Below are 14,520 nucleotides of genomic sequence, written 5' to 3'. Positions count from 1 at the left end.
GATGCGGTATCAAGCCTTGAGCAGATGCTTCCAGCCGCGGCTCTGATCCACCGCCCGAGCTTGCTCGATACGTGCTTCCAGCAACTCAGCGGTGATCGATTGCTCCGCCTGTTCATCGCTGATTGGTTGTACCGCCAGCTCATGCAGCTTCTTCAGGTCGCCATACAGGCGGTCCATCTGCGGCGCGTCGAGTACCTGGCGGGCATGGTGCAGCCAGGCCAGCAGCTGTTCGATACGTGGCAATTGCTCGGCCAGGTCTTCCGGGCGCTGGGTGTACAGCGGCAGCTTCAACGCGCGGCCTTCTTCGCCCAGCAGGTGCCCCAGCCAGCTGGCCAGTTGCGCCTTGCCCTGACGCTCGCCACGGCCCTTGCGCTCGGCGGTCCAGGCGCGGGCCAGCAGCCAGCGCGAAGTTTCCAGCGAGAACTGGCCCCAGCGCACGTCTTCCAGCTCTTCGGCGAACTGCTCGGGCGCGGCGCGGCGAATGTCTTCGTCATCGTTGCCGGCCTGCACCAGCGGGCGCCAGTCTTCCAGCAGGGCGTCCAGGCTGCTGCGCAGGTCGCGGGTAGTGGCACGCGGCGCGGCCTGGCCCAGGCTGGCGGTGATGGCGCGCAGCTCGCTCAGGCACTCGACCCAGTCCTGCAGCAGGCGCCAGTGGCCGTTGTGGCGGTATTGCTCGGCCAGGCGCTGGCTGCTGCCCAGCAGTTGCCAGGCCAGGGCGGCGTAAGCGTCGTCTACGGCCATTTCGGGGTCCAGCTCGGTGTGCGGCAGGCCCAGCTCGTAGCTGTCCGGCTCCAGCAGGCGGTAGCCACGCTCGGCCTTGCTGATGTCGCAAGGCATCAGGGGCAGGCTGGCGGCCAGCTCGGCGGCCAGTTCCAGCAGGGCTTGCGGATCACCTTCGCGCAGTTCCAGCTCCAGCTCGCAGATTTCTTCCTTGCGCTTGCCGGCGATCACGAAGCCCTGGTCCAACGCAGCCTCGATCACGACTTTGCTCTTGCCACGGCCCCAGGCGATTTCGGCGTATTCACGGCTGAAGTCGGTGGTGAACAGTGGCTTGATGGTTTTCTTGTCCAGGTTGGCCAGTTGCTCGGGCCAGCAGGTGGCGTCCAGCTTTTTCAGGTCGAGCTTGACCTTGTCCAGGTTCCACTCGTACTCGTTGCGCTCGGACAGGCCGGCCACGCTGGTGCCGCGGCACTTGAGGGTCTGGATGACGGCGTCGCCGTCGCGGCGCAGGCGCAGGGCGACACGGGCGGTGGACAGCTCACGCTCGGGGGTGTCGAAGTACTGGTTGAGCAGTTCGCGGGTCTGCCAGCCGGACTTGTTGCGCTTTTTCAGCAGAGGGTGCTCGCGCAGGGCGGCAAGGGTCTCGCGGCTGGCGCGGAGCTTCAGTTCGGTTTCTTTGTGCATCACAGACTCGAAGGGGGGCGTGGTTGACGCAGAGTCTACAGCAGTCCGCCGCCAACGGTTTATTCCAGACAGCGGATAGTCCTATGATGGGCAACGCTTCCGAGGAGTATGCGCATGCCGTTGCCGACGCTGAAAGACCAGTTTGCCGCCTTGATCGCCGCGCCTTCGGTCAGTTGCACCCAGCCCGCGCTGGACCAGTCCAACCGCCAGGTCATCGACCTGTTGGCCGGCTGGCTGGGCGACCTGGGTTTCACGTGCGACATCCAGCAGGTCAGCCCCGGCAAGTTCAACCTGCTGGCCAGCCGTGGCAGCGGCCCGGGCGGCCTGGTGCTGGCCGGGCACAGCGACACCGTACCTTACGACGAACAACTGTGGACCAGCGACCCGCTGACGCTCACCGAGGTCGATGGCCGCTGGGTCGGCCTGGGCAGCTGCGACATGAAGGGCTTCTTTGCCCTGGTCATCGAAGCTGTCATCCCGCTGCTGGAGCACGACTTCAAGCAGCCATTGCTGATTCTGGCCACTTGCGACGAAGAAAGCTCAATGTCCGGCGCCCGCGCCCTGGCCGAAGCCGGCCAGCCGTTGGGCCGTGCGGCGGTAATCGGTGAGCCGACCGGGCTGCGGCCGATCCGCATGCACAAGGGCATCCTCATGGACCGCATCGACATCCTCGGGCGCAGCGGCCATTCGTCGGACCCAAACCTGGGCCGCAGCGCCATGGAGGCCATGCACGCGGTGATGGGCGAGCTGATGGGCCTGCGCCAGCAATGGCAGCAAACCTACCGCAACCCGCAGTTCACCGTGCCGACGCCGACTATGAACTTCGGCTGTATCCACGGGGGTGACAACCCCAACCGCATCTGTGGCCAGTGCGCCCTGGAGTTCGACCTGCGGCCATTGCCGGGCATGGACGTGGAGCAACTGCGCGCCGCCATCCGCGAGAAGCTGGTGCCGGTGGCCGAGCGCCATGATGTGCGCATCGACTACGCACCGCTGTTCCCGGAGGTGCCGCCGTTCGAGCAGGCCGCCGATGCCGAGCTTGTGCAAGTGGCGGAGCGCCTGACCGGCCACCGCGCCGAAGCGGTGGCGTTCGGCACCGAAGCGCCTTATCTTCAGCAGCTGGGCTGCCAGACCATCGTGCTCGGCCCTGGCGACATCGCCTGTGCCCACCAGCCTGGCGAATATCTTGAAATGTCACGAATCGAGCCTACCGTGCGTCTATTGCGTGACCTGATCCGGCACTATTGCCTGAACTAAACGTCCATTGACCTGATTCGTTCCTGCCTAGAGGAGACCGTGCGTGACCGCAAGCCTGTTCCGACGATGATCCTGAACGCCCCTGTACCGCCGTTCTCCGTCCACTTATCCACAGGCCCTGTCATGCCCGACTACGTCAACTGGCTGCGTCATGCCTCCCCGTACATCAATGCCCATCGCGACTGCACCTTCGTGGTCATGCTCCCTGGCGATGGGGTGGAACACCCTAATTTCGGCAACATCGTCCACGACCTGGTGCTGCTGCACAGTCTTGGCGTGCGGCTGGTGCTGGTGCATGGCTCGCGCCCGCAGATCGAAAGCCGCCTGGCCGATCGTGGGCTGACCCCGCATTACCACCGTGGCCTGCGCATCACCGATGCCGCCACCCTGGACTGCGTGATCGATGCTGTCGGCGCCCTGCGCCTGGCCATCGAAGCACGCCTGTCGATGGACATTGCTGCTTCGCCGATGCAGGGCTCGCGCCTGCGCGTGGCGTCCGGCAACCTGGTCACTGCGCGGCCGATTGGCGTGCTGGAAGGGGTGGACTACCACCACACCGGTGAAGTGCGTCGGGTCGACCGCAAGGGCATCAGCCGCCTGCTCGACGAGCGCTCCATCGTGCTGCTGTCGCCGCTCGGCTACTCGCCCACCGGCGAGATCTTCAACCTGGCCTGCGAAGACGTGGCCACCCGCGCTGCCATCGAGCTGGGCGCCGACAAGCTGCTACTGTTCGGCGCAGAGCCGGGGCTGCTGGATGCTGACGGCAAGCTGGTGCGCGAGCTGCGCCCGCAGCAGGTTGCCCCGCATCTTCAACGACTGGGCAGCGATTACCAGGGCGAGCTGCTGGATGCCGCCGCCGAGGCCTGCAAGGGCGGTGTGGCGCGTAGCCATATCGTCAGCTATGCCGAAGACGGCGCGTTGCTGACCGAGCTGTTCACCCGTGGCGGTGGCGGTACGCTGGTGTCGCAGGAGCAGTTCGAGGTGGTGCGCGAGGCGACCATCGAGGACGTGGGTGGCTTGTTGGAGCTGATCAGCCCGCTGGAAGAGCAGGGCATTCTGGTGCGCCGTTCGCGCGAGGTCCTGGAGCGGGAAATCGAGCAGTTCAGCGTGGTGGAGCGCGAGGGCATGATCATCGCCTGTGCGGCGCTGTACCCGATTGCCGACTCCGAGGCAGGGGAGCTGGCGTGTCTGGCGGTGAACCCGGAGTATCGCCATGGCGGGCGTGGGGATGAATTGCTGGAGCGTATCGAGAGCCGGGCGCGGCAGATGGGGTTGAATACCTTGTTTGTACTTACTACGCGTACGGCGCACTGGTTCCGCGAACGCGGGTTTGCGCCCAGTGGGGTTGAGCGACTGCCGGCTGCTCGGGCTTCGCTGTACAACTATCAGCGTAATTCGAAGATTTTCGAGAAGTCCTTGTAAGGTATCTGCCTGTGGCAAGGCCGCTCCTACAGGGATCGAGTTGCCTGCAGCCCAATGAAAAACGCCGCCCTTGTGGGCGGCGTTTTTGCTTACACGGTGTGCAGGTACCAGTTGTACTCGAGGTCGGAGATGGAGTGTTCGAACTCCTCCAGCTCGCTTTCCTTGCACGCGACAAAGATGTCGATGTACTTCGGATCGATGTACTTGTTCAGGATCTCGCTGTCGTCCAGCTCGCGCAGGGCATCGCGCAGGTTGTTCGGCAGGCTCTGCTCCAGCTGCTCGTACGAGTTGCCTTCAATCGGCTCACCCGGTTCGATCTTGTTGGTCAGGCCATGATGCACACCGGCCAGCACGGCAGCCATCATCAGGTACGGGTTGGCGTCGGCACCGGCCACCCGGTGCTCGATGCGCACGGCGTCCGGCGAGCCGGTCGGCACGCGCAGGGCCACGGTGCGGTTGTCCAGGCCCCAGCTCGGCGCGTTCGGTACGTAGAACTGCGCGCCAAAGCGGCGGTACGAGTTCACGTTCGGGCAGAGGAACGCCATGGACGCTGGCAGGGTCTCGAGCACACCGCCGACAGCGTGACGTAGCGCGGCGTTCTGCTCGGGATCCTCGCTGGTGAAGATGTTGTTGCCATCTTTGTCCAGCACGGAAATGTGTACATGCAGGCCGTTGCCTGCCTGGCCCGGGTAGGGCTTGGCCATGAAGGTGGTGTCCATTTCATGGTCGTAGGCGATGTTCTTGATCAACCGCTTGAGCAGTACCGCGTAGTCGCAGGCCTTGAGCGGGTCGGCCACGTGGTGCAGGTTAACTTCGAACTGCGCCGGGGCGCTTTCCTTGACGATGGCGTCGGCCGGGATGCCTTGCTCTTTCGCGCCTTCGAGGATGTCCTGCAGGCAGTCGGCATATTCGTCGAGGTCGTCGATCAGGTACACCTGGGTCGACTGTGGGCGTTTGCCCGAAATTGGCGAGCGCGGCGGCTGCGGGCGGCCGTTCACGTTCTCCTGGTCGATCAGGTAGAACTCCAGCTCGAACGCGGCACAGATGGTCAGGCCCATCTCGGTGAACTTGCTCACCACCTGGCGCAGCACTTCACGCGGGTCGGCGAAGAACGGCTCGCCTTCCAGCTCGTGCATGGTCATCAGCAGCTGGGCGGTCGGGCGTTTTTGCCAGGGTTCGTTGGAGAGGGTGCCAGGGATCGGGTAGCAGATGCGGTCAGCATCGCCGATGTCCAGGCCAAGCCCGGTGCTTTCGACGGTGGAACCGTTGATGTCCAGGGCGAAGAGGGAGGCAGGCAGGTTGATGCCTTTCTCGTAAACCTTGTGGAGGCTGGTGCGCTCGATGCGCTTGCCACGCACCACACCATTCATATCTGCAATCAGAAGGTCAACGTAGAGAACCTCAGGATGTTCCTTAAGGAACGCGTTCGCTTCGTTAAGCTGAACGGCACGCGGGGGTACCGACATGATGCAACACCTTTGTTGTTAAAAATATCAATCAAGGGGGGCTTGCAGGACCAGTCAATCGAAAAGCCATACTGATGTCAAGCCAACCCCATGATGCCCTGAAATGGCACATCTACGGCAGATTTGCTGCATATCGGGGCAAGCCATTATCCGCTATTTCCCGCGTAAAGGGCTATCTCCGACACGCCGTGTTTTATTTTTTACGGAGGTGTTGTGTAAAAAAATGAACAAGGCTAAGCTCGGTCTCAACCCAAAACACAATAATACGAGGGTCACATGGTCCGCTTGCCGCGACCTGAAAGTACTGCCTGCGCAGTGCCGTCGGGTACCTCCGCCGTTTTTGCAAGCTTCGTCAATGGCGTGGCCGCCCTGGCCGCAATAATTGACGTTTGGCGCTTCCGGGCCCGCCCTCGTAGCGGCTTGCCGCCCTTCGCTTCGTCTTCCTGCCTTTTGAACTCATTACGGACACAGCTGTTTTCAGTGTATCCACTGTGGCTCTGCGCGGGGGTTTTTGCTTTAGCAATGTACTCCATCCAGAATCAGAGCGTGGACCACCTTACCTCCTGAGGTATTTATGAGTAACAACCTCGACCAGCTCACCGATTGGTTGAAAGAGCACAAGATCACCGAAGTCGAATGCATGATCAGTGACCTGACCGGCATCACGCGCGGCAAGATTTCGCCTACCAACAAATTCATCGCCGAAAAAGGCATGCGCCTGCCCGAGAGCGTGCTGCTGCAGACCGTGACCGGCGACTACGTCGACGACGACATCTATTACGAACTGCTCGACCCGGCCGACATCGACATGATCTGCCGCCCTGACGAGAAGGCGGTGTTCCTGGTGCCGTGGGCCATCGAGCCGACCGCGCAGGTGATCCACGACACCTACGACAAGAAGGGCAACCCGGTCGAACTGTCGCCGCGCAACGTGCTGAAAAAAGTGCTCAAGCTCTACGCCGACAAGGGCTGGCAGCCGATCGTAGCGCCCGAGATGGAGTTCTACCTGACCAAGCGCAGCGAAGACCCGGACTTCCCGCTGCAGCCGCCGGTTGGCCGTTCGGGCCGCCCGGAAACCGGCCGCCAGTCGTTCTCGATCGAAGCCGCCAACGAATTCGACCCGCTGTTCGAAGACGTCTACGACTGGTGCGAACTGCAACAGCTGGACCTGGACACGCTGATTCACGAAGACGGCACGGCGCAGATGGAAATCAACTTCCGTCACGGCGACGCGCTGCACCTGGCCGACCAGATCCTGGTGTTCAAGCGCACCATGCGCGAAGCGGCGCTCAAGCACAACGTGGCCGCCACCTTCATGGCCAAGCCGATGACCGGCGAGCCGGGCAGTGCCATGCACCTGCACCAGAGCGTGATCGACGTGGCCACCGGCAAGAACATCTTCAGCAACGAAGACGGCAGCATGAGCGCGCTGTTCCTCAACCACATCGGTGGCCTGCAGAAGTTCATCCCCGAGGCGCTGCCGCTGTTCGCCCCCAACGTCAACTCGTTCCGCCGCTTCCTGCCTGACACCTCGGCGCCGGTAAACGTGGAGTGGGGCGAAGAAAACCGCACCGTCGGCCTGCGCGTACCGGATGCCGGCCCGCAAAGCCGTCGGGTCGAGAACCGCTTGCCGGGCGCCGACGCCAACCCGTACCTGGCCATCGCCGCCAGCCTGCTGTGTGGCTACATCGGCATGGTCGAAGCCATCGAGGCCAGCGCGCCAGTACAGGGCCGTGGCTACGAGCGCCGCAACCTGCGCCTGCCGCTGACCATCGAAGACGCCCTGGAACGCATGGAAAACAGCCGCGCGCTGGTGCAGTACCTGGGCAAGAAGTTCATCACCGGCTACGTCGCCACCAAGCGCGCCGAGCACGAGAACTTCAAGCGTGTCATCAGTTCCTGGGAGCGTGAGTTCCTGCTGTTCGCTGTCTGATAAACCCTGGTGCCGCTGGAGCGCGGCGGTCGAATTACGGAGAAGCACATGAGCGTCAACAACCCGCAAACCCGTGAATGGCAAACCTTGAGCGGGGAGCATCATCTCGCACCTTTCAGTGACTACAAGCAGCTGAAAGCCAAGGGGCCGCGCATCATCACCAAGGCCCAGGGTGTGCATTTGTGGGACAGCGAGGGGCACAAGATCCTCGACGGCATGGCCGGCCTGTGGTGCGTGGCGGTCGGTTACGGCCGTGAAGAACTGGTGCAGGCGGCAGAAAAGCAGATGCGCGAACTGCCGTACTACAACCTGTTCTTCCAGACCGCTCACCCGCCTGCGCTGGAGCTGGCCAAGGCGATCACCGACGTGGCGCCAGAGGGCATGACCCATGTGTTCTTCACCGGCTCCGGCTCCGAAGGCAACGACACCGTGCTGCGCATGGTGCGCCACTACTGGGCGCTGAAGGGCAAACCGCACAAACAGACCATCATCGGCCGCATCAATGGCTACCACGGCTCCACCGTGGCCGGTGCCAGCCTGGGCGGCATGAGCGGCATGCACGAACAGGGCGGCCTGCCGATCCCGGGCATCGTGCACATCCCGCAGCCTTACTGGTTCGGTGAAGGTGGCGACATGACCCCGGACCAGTTCGGTGTGTGGGCAGCCGAGCAGCTGGAAAAGAAAATTCTCGAAGTCGGCGAAGACAACGTCGCCGCCTTCATTGCCGAGCCAATCCAGGGCGCCGGCGGCGTGATCATCCCACCGGAAACCTACTGGCCGAAGGTGAAGGAGATCCTTGCCAAGTACGACATCCTGTTCGTCGCCGACGAAGTCATCTGTGGTTTCGGCCGCACCGGCGAGTGGTTCGGCTCTGACTATTACGGCCTCAAGCCCGACCTGATGACCATCGCCAAGGGCCTGACCTCCGGTTACATCCCCATGGGCGGTGTGATCGTGCGTGACAAGGTTGCCCAGGTACTCAGCGAAGGGGGTGACTTCAACCACGGCTTCACCTACTCGGGCCACCCGGTAGCGGCTGCAGTGGGCCTGGAAAACCTGCGCATCCTGCGCGACGAGCACATTGTCGAGAAGGCGCGCACCGAAGCGGCACCGTATTTGCAAAAGCGTTTGCGTGAGCTGCAGGACCACCCGCTGGTGGGCGAAGTACGCGGCCTGGGCCTGCTCGGCGCGATCGAGCTGGTCAAGGACAAGGCCACGCGCAGCCGTTACGAAGGCAAGGGCGTGGGCATGATCTGCCGTAACTTCTGCTTCGAGAACGGCCTGATCATGCGCGCAGTGGGTGACACCATGATCATCGCCCCGCCGCTGGTGATCAGCCACGCGGAGATCGACGAACTGGTGGAAAAGGCGCGCAAGTGCCTGGACCTCACCCTCGAAGCGATCAACTGATCACCTGCTAGGCTAGCGATGTGACATTAAGTCGTTACAAGGCCCTGCTTTCCTTGAAACAGAGCCTTGTAACTTGCCAGACTAGCGACTGCTTCAGTCGCCCAAACGCGTGTACTGCGGGACCTGGCTGCTGAACGGATGGCTAATCAAAAAAATCTGGAGCATGACGCATGAATAAAATGGGCAAGACGTTGCTGGCCGCAGCCCTGATGGGTGCCATGGCTACTGCTGCACAGGCTGAAGACAAGGTGTTGAACGTCTACAACTGGTCGGACTACATCGCACCAGACACCATTGCCAAGTTCGAGAAGCAGACCGGTATCAAGGTCAAGTACGACGTCTTCGACAGCAACGAAACCCTCGAAGCCAAGCTGCTGGCCGGCAAGTCGGGCTACGACATCGTGGTGCCGTCCAACAACTTCCTGGCCAAGCAGATCAAGGCCGGTGTGTACGAAGAACTGGACCGCTCCAAGCTGCCGAACTGGAAGAACCTCGACACCGACCTGCTCAAAGCCGTTGGCGACGCCAGCGACAAGGACAACAAGCACGCCTTCCCGTACATGTGGGGTTCGATCGGCATCGGCTACAACCCGGAGAAAGTCAAGGCCGCGCTGGGCGTGGACAAGATCGACTCGTGGGACGTGGTGTTCAAGCCTGAGAACATCGCCAAGCTCAAGAGCTGCGGCGTGAGCTTCCTCGACGCTCCGACCGAAATGCTGCCTGCCGCGCTGCACTACCTGGGCCTGCCGAGCAACAGCACCAAGAAAGAAGACCTGAAGGCCGCCGAGGATCTGTTCCTCAAGATTCGTCCTTCGATCACCTACTTCCACTCGTCCAAGTACATCGGCGACATGGCCAACGGCAACATCTGCGTGGCCGTCGGTTACTCGGGTGACCTGGAGCAGTCCAAGGCCCGCGCCCACGAAGCTGGCGACAAGGTCAAAGTGGACTACGTGATTCCGAAAGAAGGTGCCGGCACCTTCTACGACATGGTCGCCATCCCGAAAGATGCCGAGCATAAAGACGCTGCCTACCAGTTCATGGACTTCCTGATGCAGCCAGAAATCATGGCTGAAATCACCAACGCCGTGCGCTTCCCGAATGGCAACGCTGCTGCCACTCCGTTCGTGGACAAAGACATCACCAGCGACCCGAGCATCTACCCGCCAGCCGAAGTGAAGAAGCAGCTGTACGCCATCGCTGCGCCTGAAGCTTCTGCCCAGCGTGTGATCACCCGCAGCTGGACCAAGATCAAGTCGGGCAAATAAGCTCGATGCGGCACCTCTGGGCCGGGGCTTCCCGGCTCAGAGCCAGTGAAAGGCAATTGATGATTGCGGCATCGAAGCTGCGAAGGTAAGTTGCGCGCCGGTTTTGCGTGTGCGGCAGCATTGTCGCTACCCAGGCACTGATTGTGAGGAGCACCCACTTGTCTATTTCTGTATTCCGCAAGGCCTTGATGGCTGGTGCGGGCCTGACGCTGGCATGCAGCGTCCAAGCGGCGCCTACGGTGCACTTCTACAACTGGTCCGACTACATCGGCCCAACCACACTCGCGGACTTCGAGACAGCCACGGGCATCAAGCCCGTGCAGGACGTGTTCGACTCCAACGAAACCCTGGAAGGTAAGCTGCTGGCCGGTAACACCGGCTATGACGTGGTGGTGCCGTCCAACCATTTCCTCGGCAAGCAGATCAAGGCGGGCGCGTTCCAGAAGCTCGACAAGAGCCTGCTGCCCAACTATTCCAACCTCGACCCGGCGTTGATGAAGCGCCTGGAAAAGAACGACCCGGGCAACCAGTACGCCGTGCCTTACCTGTGGGGCACCAACGGCATCGGTTACAACGTCGACAAGGTGAAGGCCGTGCTGGGCGTGGACACCATCGACTCCTGGGCCGTTTTGTTCGAGCCCGAGAACATGAAGAAGCTCTCCAAGTGCGGTGTGGCCTTCCTCGACTCGGCGGATGAAATGCTCCCGGCGGTGCTCAACTACATGGGGCTCAACCCCAACAGCACCGACCCCAAGGATTACGCAAAAGCCGAGCAGAAGCTGCTGGCCGTACGCCCGTACGTGACCTACTTCCACTCGTCCAAGTACATCACCGACCTGGCCAATGCCGACATTTGCGTCGCGGCGGGTTTCTCGGGTGATGTGTTCCAGGCCAAGGCCCGCGCTGAAGAAGCGAAGAAGGGCGTGAACCTGGCCTACGCCATTCCCAAGGAAGGCGGCAACCTCTGGTTCGACGTGCTGGCGATCCCCAAGGACGCCAAGAACGTCAAAGAGGCCCATGCCTTCATCAACTATTTGCTGAAACCTGAGGTTATCGCCCAGGTCAGTGATTACGTCGGTTACGCCAACCCGAACCCCAAGGCTGGCGACCTGATGGACCAGGCCGTGAGGACTGACGCCGCGGTTTACCCACCGCAGGAAGTGCTGGACAAGATGTTCGTGAACTCAGAGTTGCCACCCAAGGTGCAACGGCTGATGACCCGCAGCTGGACCAAGGTCAAGTCGGGCAAGTAATTATCCAGACCCGCAGCGCACCTGCAGACCAGGCCGCGCGGGTACAAAAATCTTGTTGGGAGTTTCACTCATGGCAGTTGCCTCCGGTGCCTATAAAAAAGCCCTCGAGGGTGGCCAGCAACCCAAGCAGGTGCTGGTCAAGATCGACCGGGTTACGAAAAAATTCGACGAAACCGTAGCCGTGGACGATGTGTCCCTGGAAATCCGCAAGGGCGAGATCTTCGCCCTGCTGGGCGGCTCCGGCTCGGGCAAGTCCACCTTGCTGCGCATGCTGGCCGGCTTCGAGCGCCCGACGGAAGGGCGGATTTTCCTCGATGGCGTAGACATCACCGACATGCCGCCCTACGAGCGGCCGATCAACATGATGTTCCAGTCCTACGCGCTGTTCCCGCACATGACCGTGGCGCAGAACATCGCCTTCGGCCTGCAGCAGGACAAGATGCCCAAGGCCGAGATTGACGCCCGCGTGGCCGAGATGCTCAAGCTGGTGCACATGACCCAGTACGCCAAGCGCAAGCCGCACCAGCTGTCCGGTGGTCAGCGTCAGCGTGTGGCCCTGGCACGCTCCCTGGCCAAGCGCCCCAAGCTGCTGCTGCTCGACGAGCCGATGGGCGCGCTGGACAAGAAACTGCGTTCGCAGATGCAGCTGGAGCTGGTAGAGATCATCGAGCGCGTGGGTGTGACCTGCGTAATGGTGACCCACGACCAGGAAGAGGCCATGACCATGGCCCAGCGCATCGCCATCATGCACCTGGGCTGGATTGCCCAGATCGGCTCGCCGGTGGACATCTACGAGACCCCCACCAGCCGCCTGGTGTGCGAGTTCATCGGTAACGTCAACCTGTTCGAAGGTGAAGTGGTCGACGATGCCGAAGGCCACGCGATCATTGCCAGCCCGGAGCTGGAGCGCAAGATCTACGTCGGCCACGGCATCACCACCTCGGTGGAAGACAAGCACATCACCTACGCCTTGCGCCCGGAAAAGATGCTGGTCACTACCCAGCAGCCGACCTGCGAGCACAACTGGTCGCGCGGAAAGGTGCACGACATCGCTTACCTGGGTGGTCATTCGGTGTTCTACGTAGAGCTGCCGAGCGGCAAGATCGCCCAGTCGTTCGTTGCCAACGCCGAGCGCCAGGGCACCCGCCCGACCTGGGGCGATGAAGTGTACGTGTGGTGGGAAGACGACAGCGGCGTGGTACTGCGGTCATGAAACCTCGCAAGCTCAAGCGAGCACTCCAGCGCATCATTCCGGAGGGGCGGCACCTGGTGATCGGCGTGCCGTTCATCTGGCTGTTCCTGTTCTTCATGCTGCCGTTCTTCATCGTGTTGAAGATCAGCTTTGCCGAAGCTGACGTGGCGATCCCGCCGTATACCGAGATCTACAGCTACGTCGAAGACAAGATCCAGCTGGTACTCAACCTGGCCAACTACGGCCTGCTGACCGAGGATGAGCTGTACATCTCGGCCTACCTGGGCTCGTTGAAGATGGCCTTCTTCAGCACCCTGCTGTGCCTGCTGATCGGCTACCCGATGGCCTATGCCATCGCCAACGCCAAGAAGGAGACGCAGACGGTATTGCTGCTGCTGATCATGATGCCGACCTGGACCGCGATCCTGATCCGCGTCTATGCCTGGATGGGCATCCTCAGCAACAACGGCCTGCTCAACGGCTTCCTGCTGTGGACCGGGTTGATCGACCAGCCGCTGCAAATCCTCAACACCAACCTGGCGGTGTACATCGGCGTGGTCTATTCGTACCTGCCGTTCATGATCCTGCCGCTGTTCGCCAACCTGGTGAAGCATGACCCTTCGTTGCTGGAGGCCGCTTCGGACCTGGGTTCGAGCACTTTCAACAGCTTCTGGAAGATCACCGTGCCGCTGTCGAAAAACGGCATCATCGCCGGCTGCATGCTGGTGTTCATCCCGGTGGTGGGCGAGTTCGTGATCCCTGAACTGCTCGGCGGCCCGGAAACCCTGATGATTGGTAAGGTGCTGTGGCAAGAGTTCTTCAACAACCGTGACTGGCCGGTGGCCTCTGCCCTGGCGGTGGTGATGCTGGCGATCCTGATCGTGCCGATCCTGCTGTTCAACCGCAGCCAGGCCAAAGAAATGGAGGGCCGCGCATGAAACGCTTCAGTTTCTCCAAGCTGATGCTGGTGCTGGGCTTGCTGTTCATCTACCTGCCGATGCTGATTTTGGTGATCTACTCGTTCAACGCCTCCAAGCTGGTAACGGTGTGGGGCGGTTGGTCGGTGAAGTGGTACGTCGGCCTGCTTGACAACACCCAGCTGATGGGTTCGGTGATGCGCTCGCTGGAAATCGCCTGCTACACGGCGGTGGCTGCGGTAGCGCTGGGTACCCTGGCGGCCTTTGTGCTGACCCGGGTCACCCGCTTCAAGGGCCGTACGCTGTTCGGTGGCCTGGTCACCGCGCCGCTGGTAATGCCTGAAGTGATCACCGGTCTGTCGCTGTTGCTGCTGTTCGTGGCCATGGCGCAGATGATCGGCTGGCCGCAGGAGCGTGGCATCGTGACCATCTGGATCGCCCACACCACGTTCTGTGCAGCGTACGTGGCGGTGGTGGTGTCGGCACGCCTGCGCGAGCTGGACCTGTCGATCGAAGAAGCGGCAATGGACCTGGGTGCCAAGCCGTGGAAGGTGTTCTTCCTGATCACCATCCCGATGATCGCGCCATCGCTGGCGGCGGGAGGCATGATGTCGTTCGCGCTGTCGCTGGACGACCTGGTACTGGCCAGCTTCGTGTCCGGCCCGGGCTCGACCACCTTGCCGATGGAAGTGTTCTCGGCCGTGCGCCTGGGCGTGAAGCCAGAGATCAACGCCGTGGCCAGCCTGATCCTGCTGTCGGTGTCGCTGGTGACCTTCTTTGTCTGGTACTTCAGCCGCCAGGCCGAAGAGCGTCGTCGCAAGGCGATTCAGCAGGCGATCGAAGAGGGTGCGGCGGCCAATGCTTCGCAGCCACAGGTCAAGCGCCCGGCGCAGGTTGCGGCGTCGGCCTGACTGTGTAGACATCCCCGCAGGGTTTCGGCTCTGTGGGGTGTCAGGGCAGCCAGGTGCATGGCTGGCCATTGTTAGCGCCTATCAGAT

The 14,520-nt window shown here is 62.0% G+C and carries 11 protein-coding genes; 9 read left to right on the top strand and 2 right to left on the bottom strand.

Going from position 1 to position 14,520, the window contains the following annotated elements; all coding sequences use genetic code 11:
• Positions 1-9: 9 nt before the first annotated feature.
• Positions 10-1,404, bottom strand: coding sequence for an inorganic triphosphatase (locus APH36_RS07630; protein WP_060498135.1), 1,395 nt, complete (start codon positions 1,402-1,404; stop codon positions 10-12).
• 114 nt (positions 1,405-1,518) lie between these two features.
• Here APH36_RS07630 and argE point away from each other — a divergent pair, with 114 nt between their 5' ends.
• Both argE and argA read left to right on the top strand, forming a co-directional pair.
• Positions 1,519-2,661, top strand: coding sequence for an acetylornithine deacetylase (argE, locus tag APH36_RS07625; protein WP_060498134.1), 1,143 nt, complete (start codon positions 1,519-1,521; stop codon positions 2,659-2,661).
• A 123-nt stretch (positions 2,662-2,784) separates the two neighbouring features.
• The gene (gene argA, locus APH36_RS07620; protein ID WP_060498133.1) at positions 2,785-4,083 is read left to right on the top strand and encodes an amino-acid N-acetyltransferase; all 1,299 of its coding nucleotides are present in this window, start codon (positions 2,785-2,787) and stop codon (positions 4,081-4,083) included.
• 89 nt (positions 4,084-4,172) lie between these two features.
• On the opposite strand, the gene APH36_RS07615 is transcribed toward argA, so the two are convergent.
• Complete coding sequence (locus tag APH36_RS07615; protein ID WP_016712594.1) at positions 4,173-5,549, bottom strand: glutamine synthetase family protein; 1,377 nt, start codon at positions 5,547-5,549, stop codon at positions 4,173-4,175.
• Positions 5,550-6,123: 574 nt separating this feature from the next.
• Here APH36_RS07615 and APH36_RS07605 point away from each other — a divergent pair.
• The 7 genes from APH36_RS07605 to APH36_RS07575 all read left to right on the top strand — a co-directional run bounded on the left by APH36_RS07605 (position 6,124) and on the right by APH36_RS07575 (position 14,433).
• Positions 6,124-7,482: a glutamine synthetase family protein gene (locus APH36_RS07605; RefSeq protein WP_060498131.1), complete on the top strand. Its 1,359-nt coding sequence runs from the start codon at positions 6,124-6,126 to the stop codon at positions 7,480-7,482.
• Between the two features lie 48 nt (positions 7,483-7,530).
• A complete protein-coding gene (locus APH36_RS07600) occupies positions 7,531-8,892 on the top strand; it encodes an aspartate aminotransferase family protein (protein ID WP_060498130.1) in 1,362 nt (453 codons plus the stop codon).
• A gap of 170 nt (positions 8,893-9,062) precedes the next feature.
• Complete coding sequence (locus APH36_RS07595) at positions 9,063-10,160, top strand: polyamine ABC transporter substrate-binding protein (RefSeq protein WP_060498129.1); 1,098 nt, start codon at positions 9,063-9,065, stop codon at positions 10,158-10,160.
• Between the two features lie 158 nt (positions 10,161-10,318).
• Positions 10,319-11,413 carry a polyamine ABC transporter substrate-binding protein gene (locus APH36_RS07590; protein ID WP_060498128.1) on the top strand — a complete coding sequence of 365 codons (1,095 nt, stop codon included), beginning with the start codon at positions 10,319-10,321 and terminating at the stop codon, positions 11,411-11,413.
• A gap of 70 nt (positions 11,414-11,483) precedes the next feature.
• Positions 11,484-12,626, top strand: a complete 1,143-nt coding sequence (gene potA, locus APH36_RS07585) for a polyamine ABC transporter ATP-binding protein (protein ID WP_060498127.1) — start codon at positions 11,484-11,486, stop codon at positions 12,624-12,626.
• A 35-nt stretch (positions 12,627-12,661) separates the two neighbouring features.
• Positions 12,662-13,543 carry an ABC transporter permease subunit gene (locus APH36_RS07580; RefSeq protein WP_177337089.1) on the top strand — a complete coding sequence of 294 codons (882 nt, stop codon included), beginning with the start codon at positions 12,662-12,664 and terminating at the stop codon, positions 13,541-13,543.
• Positions 13,540-14,433, top strand: coding sequence for an ABC transporter permease subunit (locus APH36_RS07575; protein ID WP_003258560.1), 894 nt, complete (start codon positions 13,540-13,542; stop codon positions 14,431-14,433). Before APH36_RS07580 ends, APH36_RS07575 begins: the two co-directional genes overlap by 4 nt.
• The last annotated feature ends 87 nt before the right edge of the window (positions 14,434-14,520 follow it).

The sequence above is a fragment of the Pseudomonas sp. NBRC 111133 genome (genome assembly GCF_001320605.1).
Lineage (GTDB): Bacteria > Pseudomonadota > Gammaproteobacteria > Pseudomonadales > Pseudomonadaceae > Aquipseudomonas > Aquipseudomonas monteilii.
The sequence above is the reverse complement of the archived record's forward strand: the minus strand, read 5'-3'. Positions and strand labels throughout refer to the sequence as shown.

Bases quoted from the DNA above. Each gene is read 5' to 3' on its own strand.
- argA (WP_060498133.1), top strand. From the start codon at position 2,785: ATGCCCGACTACGTCAACTGGCTGCGTCATGCCTCCCCGTACATCAAT.
- APH36_RS07575 (WP_003258560.1), top strand. From the start codon at position 13,540: ATGAAACGCTTCAGTTTCTCCAAGCTGATGCTGGTGCTGGGCTTGCTG.
- potA (WP_060498127.1), top strand. From the start codon at position 11,484: ATGGCAGTTGCCTCCGGTGCCTATAAAAAAGCCCTCGAGGGTGGCCAG.
- argE (WP_060498134.1), top strand. From the start codon at position 1,519: ATGCCGTTGCCGACGCTGAAAGACCAGTTTGCCGCCTTGATCGCCGCG.
- APH36_RS07615 (WP_016712594.1), bottom strand. From the start codon at position 5,549: ATGTCGGTACCCCCGCGTGCCGTTCAGCTTAACGAAGCGAACGCGTTC.
- APH36_RS07600 (WP_060498130.1), top strand. From the start codon at position 7,531: ATGAGCGTCAACAACCCGCAAACCCGTGAATGGCAAACCTTGAGCGGG.
- APH36_RS07630 (WP_060498135.1), bottom strand. From the start codon at position 1,404: ATGCACAAAGAAACCGAACTGAAGCTCCGCGCCAGCCGCGAGACCCTT.
- APH36_RS07605 (WP_060498131.1), top strand. From the start codon at position 6,124: ATGAGTAACAACCTCGACCAGCTCACCGATTGGTTGAAAGAGCACAAG.
- APH36_RS07595 (WP_060498129.1), top strand. From the start codon at position 9,063: ATGAATAAAATGGGCAAGACGTTGCTGGCCGCAGCCCTGATGGGTGCC.